General features: G+C 59.1%; 15 protein-coding genes. 7 read left to right on the top strand and 8 right to left on the bottom strand.

Annotated features, from left to right (window positions below; genetic code table 11):
* Window positions 1-4: 4 nt before the first annotated feature.
* Entirely contained in the window at window positions 5-199 is a 195-nt protein-coding gene (locus HMPREF3145_RS10540; protein ID WP_070423179.1) for a ubiquitin-like protein Pup, read from the bottom strand.
* 16 nt (window positions 200-215) lie between these two features.
* Window positions 216-1,736 carry a depupylase/deamidase Dop gene (gene dop, locus HMPREF3145_RS10535; RefSeq protein WP_070423178.1) on the bottom strand — a complete coding sequence of 507 codons (1,521 nt, stop codon included), beginning with the start codon at window positions 1,734-1,736 and terminating at the stop codon, window positions 216-218.
* Window positions 1,737-2,378: 642 nt separating this feature from the next.
* On the opposite strand from dop, the gene HMPREF3145_RS11540 reads away from it, so the two are divergent.
* The 3 genes from HMPREF3145_RS11540 (at window position 2,379) to HMPREF3145_RS10520 (ending at window position 5,147) form a co-directional block, all read left to right on the top strand.
* A complete protein-coding gene (locus HMPREF3145_RS11540) occupies window positions 2,379-3,128 on the top strand; it encodes an ABC transporter ATP-binding protein (protein ID WP_083279525.1) in 750 nt (249 codons plus the stop codon).
* Window positions 3,129-3,144: 16 nt separating this feature from the next.
* Window positions 3,145-4,449, top strand: coding sequence for a hypothetical protein (locus HMPREF3145_RS10525; RefSeq protein WP_070423176.1), 1,305 nt, complete (start codon window positions 3,145-3,147; stop codon window positions 4,447-4,449).
* A gap of 113 nt (window positions 4,450-4,562) precedes the next feature.
* Window positions 4,563-5,147 carry a hypothetical protein gene (locus tag HMPREF3145_RS10520; protein ID WP_141750679.1) on the top strand — a complete coding sequence of 195 codons (585 nt, stop codon included), beginning with the start codon at window positions 4,563-4,565 and terminating at the stop codon, window positions 5,145-5,147.
* Between the two features lie 162 nt (window positions 5,148-5,309).
* On the opposite strand, the gene pdxS is transcribed toward HMPREF3145_RS10520, so the two are convergent.
* Window positions 5,310-6,185: a pyridoxal 5'-phosphate synthase lyase subunit PdxS gene (gene pdxS, locus HMPREF3145_RS10515; RefSeq protein WP_070423174.1), complete on the bottom strand. Its 876-nt coding sequence runs from the start codon at window positions 6,183-6,185 to the stop codon at window positions 5,310-5,312.
* Between the two features lie 58 nt (window positions 6,186-6,243).
* Here pdxS and HMPREF3145_RS10510 point away from each other — a divergent pair, with 58 nt between their 5' ends.
* The 3 genes from HMPREF3145_RS10510 (at window position 6,244) to HMPREF3145_RS10500 (ending at window position 8,197) form a co-directional block, all read left to right on the top strand.
* Entirely contained in the window at window positions 6,244-7,602 is a 1,359-nt protein-coding gene (locus HMPREF3145_RS10510) for a MocR-like pyridoxine biosynthesis transcription factor PdxR (protein ID WP_245168081.1), read from the top strand.
* Window positions 7,603-7,679: 77 nt separating this feature from the next.
* On the top strand, window positions 7,680-7,940 hold the full coding sequence (locus HMPREF3145_RS10505) for a type II toxin-antitoxin system Phd/YefM family antitoxin (RefSeq protein ID WP_070423251.1): 261 nt from the start codon (window positions 7,680-7,682) through the stop codon (window positions 7,938-7,940).
* Window positions 7,937-8,197: a Txe/YoeB family addiction module toxin gene (locus HMPREF3145_RS10500; RefSeq protein WP_070423172.1), complete on the top strand. Its 261-nt coding sequence runs from the start codon at window positions 7,937-7,939 to the stop codon at window positions 8,195-8,197. The genes HMPREF3145_RS10505 and HMPREF3145_RS10500 overlap by 4 nt, the downstream gene beginning before the upstream one ends.
* A gap of 9 nt (window positions 8,198-8,206) precedes the next feature.
* Here HMPREF3145_RS10500 and arc read toward each other — a convergent pair whose 3' ends face one another.
* From arc to HMPREF3145_RS10485, 3 genes are read right to left on the bottom strand one after another with little or no spacing between them, the layout of a single operon-like run.
* Complete coding sequence (gene arc, locus HMPREF3145_RS10495) at window positions 8,207-9,730, bottom strand: proteasome ATPase (RefSeq protein WP_070423171.1); 1,524 nt, start codon at window positions 9,728-9,730, stop codon at window positions 8,207-8,209.
* A gap of 38 nt (window positions 9,731-9,768) precedes the next feature.
* Window positions 9,769-10,602: a tRNA (adenine-N1)-methyltransferase gene (locus HMPREF3145_RS10490; protein ID WP_070423170.1), complete on the bottom strand. Its 834-nt coding sequence runs from the start codon at window positions 10,600-10,602 to the stop codon at window positions 9,769-9,771.
* A gap of 15 nt (window positions 10,603-10,617) precedes the next feature.
* Window positions 10,618-11,829, bottom strand: coding sequence for a M18 family aminopeptidase (locus HMPREF3145_RS10485; RefSeq protein ID WP_070423169.1), 1,212 nt, complete (start codon window positions 11,827-11,829; stop codon window positions 10,618-10,620).
* Window positions 11,830-11,855: 26 nt separating this feature from the next.
* Here HMPREF3145_RS10485 and HMPREF3145_RS10480 point away from each other — a divergent pair, with 26 nt between their 5' ends.
* Window positions 11,856-12,695, top strand: a complete 840-nt coding sequence (locus HMPREF3145_RS10480; protein ID WP_070423250.1) for a RecB family exonuclease — start codon at window positions 11,856-11,858, stop codon at window positions 12,693-12,695.
* On the opposite strand, the gene HMPREF3145_RS10475 is transcribed toward HMPREF3145_RS10480, so the two are convergent.
* The gene (locus tag HMPREF3145_RS10475) at window positions 12,692-14,359 is read right to left on the bottom strand and encodes a formate--tetrahydrofolate ligase (RefSeq protein ID WP_070423168.1); all 1,668 of its coding nucleotides are present in this window, start codon (window positions 14,357-14,359) and stop codon (window positions 12,692-12,694) included. The genes HMPREF3145_RS10480 and HMPREF3145_RS10475 overlap by 4 nt on opposite strands.
* Window positions 14,360-14,364: 5 nt before the next feature.
* Window positions 14,365-15,675, bottom strand: coding sequence for an anaerobic C4-dicarboxylate transporter (locus HMPREF3145_RS10470; RefSeq protein WP_070423167.1), 1,311 nt, complete (start codon window positions 15,673-15,675; stop codon window positions 14,365-14,367).
* Window positions 15,676-15,779: the final 104 nt, after the last annotated feature.

The raw sequence follows: 15,779 nt of genomic DNA, 5'->3' as shown, positions 1-15,779 counted from the left end.
GCGTTTACTGACCGCCCTTTTGCACGAAGGACTTCACAAACTCCTCCGCGTTGGTGTCCAGCAGCGCGTCGATCTCGTCGAGCAGATCATCCGTACCGGTCGTGTTGATTTGAGCTTGCCCGGCGCCTTGCGATGCGTCGAAGTTGTCACCGTTATCTTCACCGCCACCACCTGCGGCGTGCATCTGTTGCGTAGCCATGGCTATCAGCCTACCTTTACCTATTCGTTTTCAAGCCCAGTCCGGCCAGCAATTCGGACACCGTGTTGGATTGGGCGATCAGTTCTTCGGTGTCCGCCGCGGTGTGCTCCCCGATCAGGTCGAGCGGGACCCGGTAGAGCTGCTCGTCGACAGAAAACAGCATGGATTGCCAGCTGGAGGCGACCAGGTTTTCGCCGAATTTTTGGCCGGCAGTGCCGCGGAAGTACGCACGGGTATCGCGCGGTGGTTCTGCAGCGGCGCGTTTGATCGTTTCCGCATCAACCAGCGTGCGCATAGCACCCTTGCGGACAAGCGCGTGATACAGCGACTGCGACGGGTCAATGTCCGAGTACTGCAGGTCAATCGCCTGCAGTTTCGCCATCGTCGCGCCGCGCTGCTCGAAACGCTGGATCAGCGACCACTTTGCGGTCCAGTCCAGCCGGTCGGCCGTCGATAGCGGATCGCGCTCCAAGTCATCGAGAATCTCGCCCCACATTTCGAGCACTTGCTTATCGACGACCCCAAGCCCCTCAAGGCCTGCACACCGCTCACGGTAGATCCGCAAGATGGAGATTGCGGTGCGCGTGGTGTCGTCGACAAGCGAAAGCTCGTGCGTCAGTGCCGGATCGTGGCTAACCGCATGGATCTCCGCGACGGGGTCCTTCAGTCGCAGATCCGAAAAGTCCACGTCCTGCTCAATGGCGTCGAGCACCAACTTCGTCATACCGAGTTTGAGGAAGTTCGAGTACTGACTCATATTCGCATCGCCCACGATGACGTGGAGGCGACGGAAGTCCTCCTCCGGTGCATGTGGCTCGTCGCGCGTGTTCACAATGCCGCGGTTGAGTGTCGTCTCGAGCGAGATTTCCTGCTCGAAGTAGTCGGCGCGTTGCGAGATCTGGAAACCAGGCTTCTCCGATGCCTGGCCGATACCGACACGCCCGGCGCCAATGATCACCTGGCGAGTGACGAAGAATGGAATCAACGCCTGCGTGAGCCGCTCAAAATTGGTGTGGCGCGAGTACAGGTAGTTTTCGTGACTGCCGTAGGAGCGACCCTTGCCGTCGACATTGTTCTTGTAGAACTTCAGCGGCGGACACGGATCGTGATTAGCCAGGACGGAGACCTGCTCTTCCCACAGGTGGCGGATGTCAGCGGCGGCGTCATTAAGAATGTGATCGCCGGCTGCGTCATAAATCATGGTGTCCAAAGCGTTCGAGCATTCTGGGCTTGAGTACTCGGGGTGGCCGTGGTCAACGTAATAACGCGCACCATTAGCGACGACAACGTTCGCCACCCCGATCGCATTCGCGTCCACCACCGGCACACTGCGGTAGCGCTGCAGATCGAACCCACGGGCGTCCTTCAGCGGGGCTTCTTCCGCATAGTCCCATCGCGTACGCGCTTTTGTGCGCAACGCCGCGTACGCCACCACCGCGTGAGTGGAGGTAACTAGCGGGCTGATCAGCGGATTATCGGGGCAAGTGATGCCGTATTCGGTCTCGGTACCCATGTAGCGCAATTGGTTATTACTCATCACTTCAACAGACTACAGGCCGGGGGCAAATTGTGAGTATTCTCACTATTGTCGCAGAATAGTAACCCATGCTATATTTTTTACACCAGTAATTTTCTGATGGAGGTGCTTCACCTCCGAACTTTTTAGGAGTAACGAACATGCAAGCTTCAAGGCGCCAAATCTTCGCCATACTGACAGCAACCGCAATTGGTATGTCATTCCTCTCGCCCATATCAGACGCATCGCCAAGCAGTGGCGTCTCCTTGGAACCTTCTCAGTGGTCCGATTCGCCCACCACATCGATGACTGACGATGTTTCAGAGATTGTTCCGTACGATTTCCGCGAAAGTGGAGCGCCGGGAACCTGCCGTTTGGTTGTCTGGGATGTCGGTTGGGACAAGTCCACAAATTGGCTGGGCATCCAAGGCGGTCGGGAAAACTGCGCGAACAATGCTGAATTTTTCTTAGAGCTGCGCAAGGATATTCCTCGGGCACCGGACCCACTCATTGGTTCTGTCAGGGGCGTAAACAATCAAATAGTTCGAGCTTTTGGGGCATGCAAGGGACCTGGAAGCTACTACGGCCGGGTGGCCAGCAGCACAGGAAACTCGTTGCGTGGAGATAACTCCGGGGCCTGCCGATAAATAGGAAGGAAGCTCCTTGATCCGCACCAATTCCTTAAGCAAGACTTTCAAGTCACGCACTGGCACTACGGAAGCAGTCAAAGACGTGTCTGTAACGTTCCCGCCGGGTCTCTCGGTCCTGATAGGCGGCAACGGCAGTGGAAAGTCTACGTTGATACGTCTCCTGTGCACCATAGAAAAGCCGACACGAGGTGGATTTTCGGTCGATGGAACGGAGATCGCAGGAAGAGCGTTAGTTAACTATCGGCGTCGTATTGGCTATGTACCCCAAGATGTACGTTTCGCCTCGACTATGACATGCCGTGACGCCCTTGCATACGCAGGCTGGGTTGCAGGGCTTGATAGACGCGCCTATTTGCGACGAATCCCGGAAGTATTGGAGATGATCGAGCTCCCAGAGATTGAGAATTCCCGAGTCAGCAACCTGTCTGGAGGACAAACTCGGCGCGTTGGAATTGCAGCTTCCCTGATCCATTCGCCCGATATTCTATTTTTGGATGAACCTACCGCAGGTCTTGACCCGCAGGCGAGGATTGAGGTGCGACATCTCCTAAATCGTCTCAAAGATAGCGCAACAATCATTCTCTCCACGCATCTGCAGGATGATCTCGAGCATGTGGCTGACAACGTGGTTGCGCTCCACAACGGTCGCATCGCGTACGAGGGAGAATGGAATCGGTTAAAAGCTGTTTCGGCAGACAATTTTTCCTCGGTGTCAACCGATCCCCTAGAACGCGCCCTCGCTTACGTGGCATCGAAACATTAATTCAGGACTTCAGCTTATGATCACTAGAAAATTTGGCTCACCAGTGCTCATGGTGCTCGGTGTCCTTCAGGTGGTATTCGGTGTTGGGGTTTCCTTTTGGGTGACCTCTAAACAAATGCAATTTGCGTATCCGCGAACTGCGGATATCGCTGAGGCATTTCGAGATGCAACTGCTTTATCCTGCTTTGGACTAGCAGTCATCGTCTCCTACAACGTGGCAGCGTTAGCTTCTCCTCGCGTGGGAACTGCCAACTCACTTGGCCGATACCCGCTAAAACTGCAGGTTCTATTCTTGACCCTCGCCCCAGCATTAATTACAGCCGCGTCAATATCACTTGGGGCTATTCCTGCTTTTACCGATGCTATCGCTAAAAGTGCAGATGGATCCGTCTGGATTCTGCTGGTAGTCGCTGTCAGCACTGTTTTTCTCTCCACGGTTGCTGCGCTGTCCGCTTTCGTTGCGCTTGCCTTTCGCAAGTTTCATCCCGCTGTCTCGCCATTGATTGCAGTTATTGTCACCTACTTTGTTGTCGCGTTCGGTGCTAACAGTGCCAAAACTTGGGCAGTCGCTCCAATTGTTTTGCAGGCGGTTGATCCGACTGATCTCACTGAGCCTCGAAACCTGGTAGTTGCCTTGGGTGTAAGCGTTTGCCTCGCACTGGTAGCTGGTGGACTTCTTTTGTTGGCTGCTGGTGCTTCGAAAAACATTAGTCTTAGCGGAGTAATTGCTATTACGGCGATTGTCGGTGTTGCAGGTCTGTTGCAGGCAGCTGCAGGTCCCGTCGCGATCGTCGATCGAGACTCTTGCGCATTCTCGTCGGGCGGGTCAGAGATATGTGTGGATTCGGCCGATGAGCCCGGGCTTGAGCAAATGACTCGTGATATCTCCGCCCTCGAAGAATATTTACCGGACGGCGTAAGACCGAGGAAACTCGCCAGCAATTCGGCTTACCGGATCAAGTCCGGGGACCACGGTTACCAAAACTTTACGACCGCCGGCGAGGATCGGCGCCTAGACATCAGTGGGCTTCTTCTCGATGAGCTCGGAATCGAATCGTGTACAGATCCGACGTCCGAAGGAGCCTTTGTGATCGACCGAGTTGGGGTCTATATCACTAAGCGCACTGGTGTTTATTCCAAGAGCGTTGAGAAAAATGGTGCTTTCTACAAAAGCATTTCCGAGAGCGGTGAGACGGATCCAGCACCGGAGGACGTGCTATCTTCCCTTGACCACAGCGTGGTTGACAAAAACATAGCGAAGAACTGGAGAGCAATTGTGTCTTGTCAAGCTACATGGGAAATGTTGACGGAGGAGTCCTAGGTCAACCATTGACCATCGTTTAGTTACTCAGAGGTAGCCCGATGCCGATCCGTAGTATTCTCTTGTCCACCCCGTGGCACATCATTTGCCTTTTGGGGGCATTTTGCGGAGTAATGATTCGTTTAGTTCGTGGGATAACGTTTGAGGTCGGAGGTAGTCCCACTGAGACCTTTGGCATTACAGCTGTTGAGCTAGTTTCGCTTCTTTTCGCTTTGACCACGGTTGTGCTTGTAACACCTTCGATGCCTCACATTGATCTGCGGAGACGACGGGCTCAGTGGTTATCAGTATTTAGACAAACCTTTGGTGCGATGGTCGTCGTGATTGTCGCCTATTTCGCCTCGATCCAGAGCAATGTTGCTTATCATCTTGAGCCGGGGACCGATCCCGCCGTCAGTCCAGAGAGCGAACTGATTATCAACAACAGTGTGTTGATATTTGCGGCAGGTGCAATACTGATCACGCAGTGGGGAAAATCACTGGGGACACTCGCCACCATTATCCTGTGGGCGCTTTGTAATACGCCTTTGGTTTTCTTTACCAACTTCACCCCATGGCCTTTTGCGGTACTTCTAGATGCTGGACCGTGGTTCTCTCCGGAGCACCTATGCACTACAGGGCTAGTACTGATTGCGAGTTTTCTGGTGCAGTTCCGCACTGCCGGTGCTAGTGCTTTCGCAATTCGAAGAGACACATAGATTCGACCGCCCAATTCGAGTGGTTATGAGGAAATAGTCTTCACCCCCAAGTATCACGCATGACCTGGGGGCGATGTGTTTGACAGGTTCGAGTCGCAGAGAACTTAGGGTCGTACAACTATGGCCATTCTCAACCGGTTAGTCGATGCACGAATAAATGCGTCACCAGCCGCGCTCAGCCAGGCGGTGCGGTGCCGGGAGGTCGGAGACGTTGATGCCCACCATCGCCTCGCCCAGGCCACGGGACACCTCGGTGACTACCGCGATGTCGTTCCAGTTCTGCGTCGCCTTCACCACAGCCTTTGCGCGGGCCTCAGGGTTGCCGGACTTGAAGATGCCGGAGCCGACAAACACACCGTCCGCGCCGAGTTCCATCATGAAGGCCGCATCAGCCGGGGTGGACACGCCACCAGCGACAAGCAATGGCACTGGCAGCTTGCCGTTCTCGGCAACCCACGCTACAAGGTCGTACGGAGCCTGCAGCTCCTTGGCGGCCACGTAGAGCTCGTCGCGGTTGTTCTCCCAAATAGCCTGGAGGCCAGCGATCTCGCTGGTGATCTTGCGGATGTGCTTGGTGGCCTCGGACACGTCACCCGTGCCAGCTTCACCCTTGGAGCGGATCATGGATGCACCTTCGTTGATGCGGCGCAGTGCCTCGCCGAGGTTGGTCGCGCCACAGACGAACGGCACGGAAAAGCCACGCTTGTCAATGTGGTTGACGTAGTCCGCCGGGCTGAGCACCTCGGACTCGTCGATATAGTCCACGCCCAGGTGCTCGAGGATCTTCGCCTCCACCGTGTGGCCGATGCGGGCCTTGGCCATGACCGGGATATCGACGGTGTTGATGATGCCTTCGATCAGATCCGGATCCGACATGCGGGCCACGCCGCCCTGGGCGCGGATATCCGCGGGGACGCGCTCGAGGGCCATCACAGCGACCGCGCCGGCGTCTTCGGCGATCTTCGCCTGTTCTGGGGTGACGACGTCCATAATCACGCCGCCGAGGAACTTCTGGTTCAACTGTTCTACATCAGACATACCGCTTAGTCTGCACCTCCAACTGGTAGATTCCAAGAGCCAGTTATATTTAGATTCTTTGGACCAGTTGATGCTTCTCGACGTCTCACGCGACTATCCCACGCCCATTCCTGCTCAAATCGCGGCAGGGATCCGCGACGCTGTTGCCACCGGCGCGCTTTCGCCTAACGACGCAATCCCGTCCACCCGTGTTCTCGCCGAGCAACTTGGGGTATCGCGAGGCAGTGTGGTCACTGCATACGACCAGCTCGAGGGTGAGGGCTACCTGCTGACCAGCCAGGGAGCGCCCACGCGGATCCACCCAGACCTCACCGTCGCCGCACGGATGCCTGAACGCACCACCGACGCGCCGCCCCGCATGACACCGAAGGCCCAGATCTCCCTGAAGCCTTCTCCCGGCAACGCCGGCACCATCCGCCCCGTCACTTGGCGCAAAGCGTGGCGCGAGGCCGCCGCAGAACCCGATAACTCCATGGATAAGTCCGGGGAACCAGAGCTACGCCACGCGGTGGCTGAACACCTCCGTCTTGCACGCAGCATGCACGTTTCTCCGGATCAGATCGTGGTCACCGGCGGCTCACGCGAAGGGCTGATGTGCATCCTCTACGCGCTAGGTGCCGCACTGCGCGTCGGCGTGGAGGACCCCGGACACCCAGGCCTGAGGCGAGTGATCCCGCTCGGCGGCCACGAGGTCGTGGAATGCTCAACCGACCACGAGGGCATTGTGGTCAGCGAACTCCCTGACACTCTGGACGCTCTGCTGGTAACCCCCTCCCACCTCTACCCGTTCGGCGGCGCCATGCCCGCCGCCCGCCGCGTAGAGCTCCTGGAATGGGCGGCTCGCACCGAAACCGTGGTGATCGAAGACGACTTCAATACCGAACTGCGCTACCGCATCTCCCCACAGCCTGCGCTGTCCTCGCTGGCCACACGCGCGGACGTGCTCACCCTCGGCACGTTTTCCACGCTGCTCTCCCGGGAACTCGCGGCCGGCTACGTCGTCGCCTCACCAGCAACCGCAGAAGTGCTGCGCGAGGTACGCAGCGTCCTCGGCATGCCAGTTTCTTCGGTCACCCAGCGTGCCATCGCATACTTGCTTAACGACGGCGTCGCTCGCCGCTCATCTCGCGCCGTGCATCGTGGGCTGGCACAGCGACGCAAAGTACTCAACGAGCGACTGGTTCCGTTAATCAACGGTGCCGAACTCGCGCCCGGCGATGGCGCAGACCTCACGGTGCGTTTTGACACACGAAACGAACGGGATGAGTTTGAACAACGCCTGCTCGAGGCAGGTATCGAGTCTGGTCACGAATCTGCACTGTGGACCAACAGCGGCGACGGGCTGGTGTTGAGCTTTGCCCACTTGAGTGCAACTGACTTCGACCTCGCCGTTGAGATCGTCACACGGATTGTGTGATCTCATTGACACGCCCGTTCAATAATGAATAGAGTTGTACAGGAAGTTGTACTTATCGGGGTTATTGGAGGCAAATGATGAAAGTCATGTCTTACTCGGAATCTCGTGCAAACTATGCGGAGGTTCTGAACACAGTTGTTGACGATTGCGAGGAGGTCGTCATCACCCGTTCCGGCCACGATCCGGTTGTCATTGTCTCGCTGGCGGAATACGAATCGATGAAGGAGACCTCTTATTTGCTTCAATCCCCAGCGAATGCTCGCGTACTCAAGGAGCGAATCGAACGCTTGGAAAAAGGAACGTCGGTTCAGAATGAGCTCATCGAGGAAGATAGATGATTCTGTCTTGGGACGAAGATGCCTGGGCCGAGTATGTCGAATGGCAAACCACGGACAAGCGTGTGCTCAAACGCATCAACATGCTCATCCGCGATATTCAACGCAACGGCAATCAAGGCATCGGCAAGCCTGAACCGCTCAAACATGAGCTCAGTGGCTATTGGTCCCGGAGGATTACCAGCGAGCACCGACTCGTGTACAAAATGACCGAAACCGAGATCCGAATTGCGGCTTGTCGCTACCACTACGGGGAATAGACTCCTCTACTACCCGATGACCTCGGCGGCGACGACTCGCTTGCCGTGACGGCCAGTAATACGCGCCCACTCGTCTGGGTTCGCGGTGTTCGGCATGTCTTCACTTTCGTCTTGCTCGTCGCGTACTGCTTCGCGCAGGTGATCAGCGGTGACACCCGCGGTAGATACACCTGAGAGGTGGTCCTTGATCGCAAGCTTCTTCGCGCGATCCACCACGTTGGCAATCAAAGCGCCAGAGACGAAGTCGGAGTAGTGCAGTACCTCGGCGGTGCCGTCGACAAGTTCGAGGCGCACGAAGGGGCGCGGGGCGAACAGAGCGGCAGCGGCTGCGTCGATAAGTTCTTTGCGAGGAGCCGCGAGTGGGATCTCGTCAGTGAGGTAGCGCGCAAGGATGTCCTTGGCTTCCTCCTTGTTCGGTCGCGACACGCGGACCTTGATGTCGAGGCGACCCGGGCGCAGGATTGCGGGGTCGATGAGTTCCTCGCGGTTGGTCGCGCCGATGACGATGACGTTCGCGATGTCCTCCACGCCGTCGATCTCAGTCAGCAGCTGCGGCACCACGGTGGTCTCCATGTCGGAAGAAACACCGGAACCGCGGGTGCGGAAGATCGATTCCATCTCGTCGAAGAAGACGATGACGGGGTTGCCCTCAGAAGCGAGCTCGCGAGCGCGCTCGAAGATAAGGCGAATGCGACGCTCGGTCTCGCCGACGAACTTGTTCAGCAGCTCGGGGCCTTTGACGTTGATGAAGTGCGCCTGTCCCCCGTCGCCAATACGCTGCGACAACGAGTTCGCCACAGCCTTTGCAATCAGCGTCTTGCCGCAACCCGGAGGGCCGTACAGCAACAAGCCCTTCGGCGGGGTGAGGTCGTACGCGGCGTAAAGCTCGGGGTGGGAAAACGGCAGCTCGACGGAGTCCTGGATCGTCTCAATCTGGGAGGACAGCCCGCCGATATCTTCGTAGGTCACATCCGGGACCTCTTCGAGCGAGAGTTGGTTGACCTCGGTTTTCTGGATGCGCTCAAACGCGTAACCAGCGGATGAGTTCACCAGCACCGTATCGCCTGCACGCGTGGTTTTGAGGAGCGGTTCGGCGAGCATGACCAGCGACTCCGCGCCCTGCTGATCGGCGACCACGGCGCGATCTGTGCCGATGCGTTCCACCATGGTGGCGATCTGCCCAGTTGGGGTAAACCCGCAGGCTTCCACCACAACGGTCCCCTCGCCGAGGCGCACAAGCGTGCCCGGTACAAGGGCTTGCGGCTCGACCAAAGGCGAGATTTTCAGACGCATCCGCCGACCGGACGTGTGTACCTCCGCTTCCCCATCGCGAGTACCCGGGGCGAGGTAGATGCCGTAGGTGGACGCGGGCTCGCCGAGCTCCTCGACCTTGACGTAGAGGTCATTGAGCTTGTCGCGGCTGGACTTCAGCAACTCCGCAAGCCGCTTGTTGCGCGCCCCCAAATCTTGATTCTCGCGCTTGAGGTTGCGCAATTCCGGCCCGAAAGCATCGTCTTCAATGTGTCCAACCATGGATCCGAGCCTACCTATCGCCGCTAAGACGCAAGTGCTTATCGACGAGCCTTACGCTGCGGACGCGGCGGCGTCACACCATCAGCGAGCCTACGGGTCCAGACCAGAAACGCGGTGTGTGCGTTCATGCGGTGCTCCGGGCGGGTGGCCAGGCCGTCGACCTTCCACTCGCGCAGCAGGGTCTCCCAGGCGCGCGGCTCAGTGAAGCACTTCGCCTCGCGGATAGCCTCCATAATGTTCATCAGCTGTGGCACGGTGGCCACGTACGTCATGAACACACCACCTGGGATGAGCACGTTCTTCACGGTGTCGATGAAGTGCCAGGGCTCGACCATGTCCAAGATGACGCGATCCACCTGGCCGTCGAGGTCTTCCGGGGTGACCTCGCCGAAGTCGCCGAGGCGCGGCGTCCACCATTCTGGTTCGCCGCCGAAGTATTCAGCGACGTTGTCTTTGGCGAACGCCAGGTGGTCGTCGCGAATCTCGTAGGAGTACACGTGCCCCTCGGGTCCGACCGCGCGCAGCAGCGACATGGTCAGCGCGCCGGAGCCGGCACCCGCCTCCAGCACGCGTGCGCCCATGAAGATGTCGCCCTCAACGAGGATCTGGGCCGCATCCTTCGGGTAGATCACCGCAGCGCCGCGCGGCATGGACAGGACGTGATCCACCAGGAGGTGGCGGAAGCAGAGGTAGTCCGAACCCAGCGTGGACTTGACCACCGTGCCCTCGTCGGCACCGATGATGTCATCGTGACTGACGATGCCCTTGTGGGAGTGGAACTGGCCACCCTCCTTGAGCTCGATGGTGAAGTGGCGGCGCTTCGCGTCAGTGAGCTGCACCTTGTCGCCTGGCTGGAACGGTCCCGAATACATGCCGGTAAGTATGCCCTACTGTGCGCCGGTGTAAAAAGCCGACAGTGCGCGCACGAAGTAATCCATGTCGTCCACTCCGCACAGCTCGCGCGCGGAGTGCATGGACAAAAGCGGCACACCCACATCGACCGTCGGAAGGCCCAGACGCGTCGAGGAAATCGGGCCAATCGTCGACCCGCACGGCACAGCGTTATTGCCCACAAAGGTTTGGTGCGGCACGCCGGCAGCGCGGCACGCCAGGATCCACTCGGCTTCCGTCGCTGCATTGGATGCGTAGCGCTGGTTGGCGTTGATCTTCAGCACCGGGCCCTTGTTGATCAACGGATGGTGCGTCGGATCGTGCTTGCCCGGATAGTTCGGGTGCACCGCGTGCGCCGCGTCGGCGGAAACCTGGATGGAGTTCGCGATAATCTCAGACGGTTCGCCGAATGCTGCCGCCACCTTGGTCAGGACGCGCTCTAGCATCGGGCCACCGGCTCCGGCGGTGGATGCAGAGCCCACCTCCTCGTGGTTAAACGCGGCAAGCACCAGAATGTCCTGGGCATTGTCCTTGGCTGCGAGCATCGCCTCGAGCGACGCCCACACACTGGTCAGGTTATCCAGGCGACCAGCGGCCAGAAGATCACCGATGACCTCGCCCCGCTGTGCGTCCGCGGTGATAAGTTCGTGCGCCACGATGTCGTCTGCAGCAAGGCCCGCCGACTCCGCCGCTAGCTCGAGCAGCGGACGGTCAACCCCCAGGATCGGCTGGGTATGCACCTGGCGGTCGATCTCCGGCATGTCACCCCGGTAGAGGTGGATAGCCAGGTTGGGAACGCGCGCAACCGCACCCGTGTTCACGAGGTGTTCCTTACGGTCGGTGGTCACCACTCGTCCTGCGAAGGTGAGGTCGCGATCAAACCAGCTCGCCAGGATCGGTCCGCCGTAGACCTCGGTGGCAACCTGGCGGAACCCTTCGCGCACGACATCCGGATCGGGCTTGGCCATCAACCCAGGCGAGTCCGTGTGCGAGCCGACAACACGGAACCGCGGGTTGGGGTTTTCCGGGACCCACCACGCAATGACGGCGCCATCGTTGATGATGAGGTGGCCACCGGGGCGGGTGGCGTCGTCGTCAAGCAATGCTCGACGAGTAAACCCTGCTGCCTCGAGGCTTTTGGCGACGTTTTCCGCTGCGTGATAGGCGGATGGACTCTGGCTGATGAAATCGATGAACGGCTGTGTCATACCCCCACTCTAAGATGTTGGGCACCATGACTCCCAGCAATACGCCACGACCACTCGCCCTGTCCCCCTCCCGCGCATCCGATTACAAGCGCTGCCCGCTGCAGTATCGGTTCCGCGCGATCGACCGCTTGCCGGAACCATCCACGGAAGCGCAGGTGAAAGGCACCCTGGTGCACGCCGTCCTGGAGGAGATGTTTTCCTGGCCCAGGGAGGAGCGCACCTACCCCGCCGCCGTGAAGCGGCTCAAGCCGACGTGGGAGCAGATGCGTATCGACGACCCCACCTGCGCCGAACCCGTCGAAGACGACTACCAGCTGCTCGTGGATGCCCGCACGCTCCTGCGTGGCTACTTCACCATGGAAAACCCGCTCGGCTTCGACGCGCACGCACAAGAAATGCCGGTCGATTTCACACTGCCCAACGGGGTTCCTGTGCGCGGCTTCATCGACCGAGTGGACATTGCGCAGACCGGCGAGGTACGTGTTGTCGACTATAAGACCGGCAAGAAGCCACTACCCCGCTACTCCCAGGACGCGCAGTTTCAGATGCGCTTCTACGCGCTGGTCTATTGGCGCCTGTTCGGCGTCGTTCCGACCCAGCTGAAACTGATGTACCTCAAGGTGATGGACTCAATGATCCTCACGCCTTCGCGCGAGGAGCTGGAGTACTTCGAGCGCGACCTCGCGGAGTTGTGGTGGAATATCGAGGCCGACGGCAAAGCTGGCTCGTTCCGCCCGCAGCAGTCGAAGCTTTGCGGGTGGTGCGCCTTCCAGTCGCTGTGTCCAGCGTTTGGTGGCACACCACCCGAGTATCCCGGTTGGCCCGGCTCCCGCGCAGAGGAAGAGCCGGCCCCAGAGAAGGACTAGAACAGTCCGCTGACTACGCCGTTCTCGTCGACGTCGATGTTGTTGGCAGCCGGCTTCTTCGGCAGGCCAGGCATGGTCATCACATCACCGGTCAGCGCGAGGACGAAGCCTGCGCCAGTGCGCGGGATGAGGTTGCGCACGTGCAGGGTGTGGCCCTCTGGCGCGCCAAGTTCCGTCGGGTCGTCGGAGAAGGAGTACTGCGTCTTGGACACGCAGACCGGCAGGGTGTCAAAGCCGTTGTCCTTCAACGTCTTCAGGTCCTTCAGAGCTGCAGCGGAGTACTGCACCTCGCCTGCGCGGTAGATCTCCTTGGCGATGGTTTCGATGGACTTCTCCACGCCCTCAGCCGGGTCGTACAACGGGTGCGATTCGCTCTCAGTGAGGTTCGCCAGCAGGGTTTCAGCGAGCTCGGTGGCGCCGGCGCCGCCTTCGGCCCACACGTTGGCGTCGGCAAGCGCAATGCCCTTGGACTCTGCCCAGTTACGCACGAAATCGAGCTCGGCGTCGGTATCGGTGACAAAGCGGTTGAGCGCAACCACCGGGGTGACGCCGAACTTGCGCACGTTTTCCACGTGGCGCTCCAGGTTCACGATGCCCTCTGCCAGCGCATCGACGTTTTCAGCCTTAAGGTCTTCCTTCGCAATGCCAGCGTGGTGCTTGATCGAGCGGATCGTAGCGACGATCACCGCACCTGCGACATCCAGATCACCGTAGCGTGCCTTGATGTCGAAGAACTTCTCCGCACCCAGGTCAGAACCAAAGCCGGCCTCGGTGAGCACGATGTCGGCGTAGTCGAGTGCCGTGCGGGTTGCGATGAGCGTGTTGCAGCCGTGTGCGATATTGGCAAACGGTCCGCCGTGGATAAACGCCGGAGTGCCGCCGAGCGTCTGCACCAGGTTCGGGTTCACAGCGTCCTTGAGCAGAGCGGCCATCGCGCCCTGTGCCCCGATCTCACCGGCAGTGACCGGCTTGCCGTCGTACGTCAGACCGATGGTGATCGCCGCGAGGCGACGCTTCAGATCCTCCAGGTCCGTGGCCAGGCCAAGGATCGCCATAATCTCGGACGCAGCCGTGATGGTGAAGCCGGTCTCTGCCGGAACGCCCGAGGTCGGGCCTCCGAGGCCGGTAATGACGTTGCGCAGCACGCGGTCGTTCACGTCCACGCAACGCTGCCAGGTCACGCGACGCGGGTCGATGTTGAGCTCATTGCCCTGATGGATGTGGTTGTCGATCAGCGCAGCCAGGGTGTTGTTGGCGCTGGTGATGGCGTGGAAGTCGCCGGTGAAGTGCAGGTTGATCTGCTCCATCGGAACGACCTGGGAGTAGCCGCCACCTGCTGCACCACCCTTGACGCCCATGACCGGGCCGAGCGAAGGCTCGCGAAGCGCCACCATCGCCTTGTGGCCAAGCTTTGCCAATGCATCGGTCAAACCGATCAGCATGGTGGACTTGCCCTCACCAGCCGGGGTTGGGGACACACCGGTCACCAGGACGAGCTTGCCCGGCTTGCCCTTCGGGGTTTTGTTGATGTCCACCTTGGCCATGTACTTGCCGTACGGGATGAGCGCATCCTCATCCACGCCGGCCCGGGCGGCAATGTCGGTGATGGGTTCGAGTTCGTGTGCTTGAGCGATTTCGACGTCAGTCAACGGTTGTGCAGTCATGCATCTCACACTACCGCTGCACCGATGAGGTATCCCAGGATTACGCTGACTAAAATGCAGACCACTCCGGGGATGAGGAATGGGTGGTCAAACACGTACTTGCCAATGCGTGTCGAGCCCGTGTCGTCCATCTCTACTGCCGCGAGCAGCGTTGGGTATGTGGGCAGGACGAATAGTGCGGAGACCGCCGGGAATGCTGCAAGTGCGGTGAGTGGGCTTACCCCGATCGCCAATGCGGCGGGGATGAGCGCTTTCGCCGTAGCGGCTTGTGAATACAACAGTGATGCGGCGACGAAGAGCACGACCGCGAGCAGCCAGGGTTTTGACGTCAGCACGTTACCGGCGATGTTTTGGATGTCGTCGATGTAGTAGTTGATATACGTCGTACCCAGCCACGCCACGCCGAGAACGCAGACACATGCGGACATGCCAGATCGAAAGACTTGGGTGTTCAGAATCTCCGCGGCAGCAGTGCGGGTGCTCATAATGATGACGACCGCGGCGCTGAGCATGATGGCCATGATTGCCTCGTTACGTGGCACTGTTGGCTCCGCAATCAGGCCAATCTGATCCGAAATCAGCGTTGCATAGACCATCACAATGACGATCGCAGCCAGAAAGATAGCGACCGAACGCTTCGCACCTGGTGCGGGAACGTAATCATCGTGACCTTGATGCGTTGCGACGAGCCCAGCGGCCTTGCGTTTGCGGTACACGGGGTCGTCGTCAAGCTCACTGCCCATGTGATTGGCAACCCACGCCGTCGGGAAAATTGCCAGGAACGTCGCAGGAAGCATCACCGCAAGAATCTGGAGATACCCCACCCCAAGTGGTTCCAGCGCTGACGCCATGAACACAACTGCTGCAGAGATTGGTGAAGCGACGATCGCCATCTGCGAAGCGATCACGGCCGCTGACAGCGGGCGCGAAGGACGAACGTTTCCTTCCTTAGCTACCTCTGTAATAACCGGCATCGTGGAAAATGCCGTATGCCCCGTTCCCGCGAAGACTGTCATCAACCACGTCACCACCGGGGCGTACACAGTGATGCGCTTAGGGTTCCTGCGTAAGAGTCGCTCCGCAAGATCCACGAGATACTGCATGCCACCCGCGAGCTGCATTGCAGAGATGGCTGCGATAACGCACATGATGATGCCGATGACATCAAACGGAATTGCATCTGCGGTGACCGGCATACCGGTTGCGCCGAGAAGCAGCACCCCCAATCCCCCGGCGAAACCGATCGCGATCGAGCCAATGCGTGCACCCAACACGATTGCCCCAAAAAGAATGAGGGTGTGCAAGGCAACCAACATGGTGTGCGCTCCTTCATTACGGGCTAGTAAGAACTTCCGCCATTATCCCGTATTGATCACACCAAAAGGAAACGGGGCAGGTGTGAGATTGGCTACCACCCTGC

It is taken from the genome of Corynebacterium sp. HMSC05C01, assembly GCF_001807155.1.
In the GTDB taxonomy this organism is placed as follows: Bacteria; Actinomycetota; Actinomycetes; order Mycobacteriales; family Mycobacteriaceae; genus Corynebacterium; species Corynebacterium coyleae.
The sequence above is the reverse complement of the archived record's forward strand: the minus strand, read 5'-3'. Positions and strand labels throughout refer to the sequence as shown.

Bases quoted from the DNA above. Each gene is read 5' to 3' on its own strand.
- HMPREF3145_RS10485 (WP_070423169.1), bottom strand. From the start codon at position 11,829: ATGACACAGCCGTTCATCGATTTCATCAGCCAGAGTCCATCCGCCTAT.
- arc (WP_070423171.1), bottom strand. From the start codon at position 9,730: ATGGTTGGACACATTGAAGACGATGCTTTCGGGCCGGAATTGCGCAAC.
- HMPREF3145_RS10490 (WP_070423170.1), bottom strand. From the start codon at position 10,602: ATGTATTCGGGACCGTTCCAGCCAGGCGACAAGGTGCAGCTCACTGAC.
- dop (WP_070423178.1), bottom strand. From the start codon at position 1,736: ATGAGTAATAACCAATTGCGCTACATGGGTACCGAGACCGAATACGGC.
- HMPREF3145_RS10480 (WP_070423250.1), top strand. From the start codon at position 11,856: ATGACTCCCAGCAATACGCCACGACCACTCGCCCTGTCCCCCTCCCGC.
- HMPREF3145_RS10475 (WP_070423168.1), bottom strand. From the start codon at position 14,359: ATGACTGCACAACCGTTGACTGACGTCGAAATCGCTCAAGCACACGAA.
- HMPREF3145_RS10470 (WP_070423167.1), bottom strand. From the start codon at position 15,675: ATGTTGGTTGCCTTGCACACCCTCATTCTTTTTGGGGCAATCGTGTTG.
- HMPREF3145_RS10525 (WP_070423176.1), top strand. From the start codon at position 3,145: ATGATCACTAGAAAATTTGGCTCACCAGTGCTCATGGTGCTCGGTGTC.
- HMPREF3145_RS10505 (WP_070423251.1), top strand. From the start codon at position 7,680: ATGAAAGTCATGTCTTACTCGGAATCTCGTGCAAACTATGCGGAGGTT.
- HMPREF3145_RS10540 (WP_070423179.1), bottom strand. From the start codon at position 199: ATGGCTACGCAACAGATGCACGCCGCAGGTGGTGGCGGTGAAGATAAC.
- HMPREF3145_RS10520 (WP_141750679.1), top strand. From the start codon at position 4,563: ATGATTCGTTTAGTTCGTGGGATAACGTTTGAGGTCGGAGGTAGTCCC.
- HMPREF3145_RS10500 (WP_070423172.1), top strand. From the start codon at position 7,937: ATGATTCTGTCTTGGGACGAAGATGCCTGGGCCGAGTATGTCGAATGG.
- pdxS (WP_070423174.1), bottom strand. From the start codon at position 6,185: ATGTCTGATGTAGAACAGTTGAACCAGAAGTTCCTCGGCGGCGTGATT.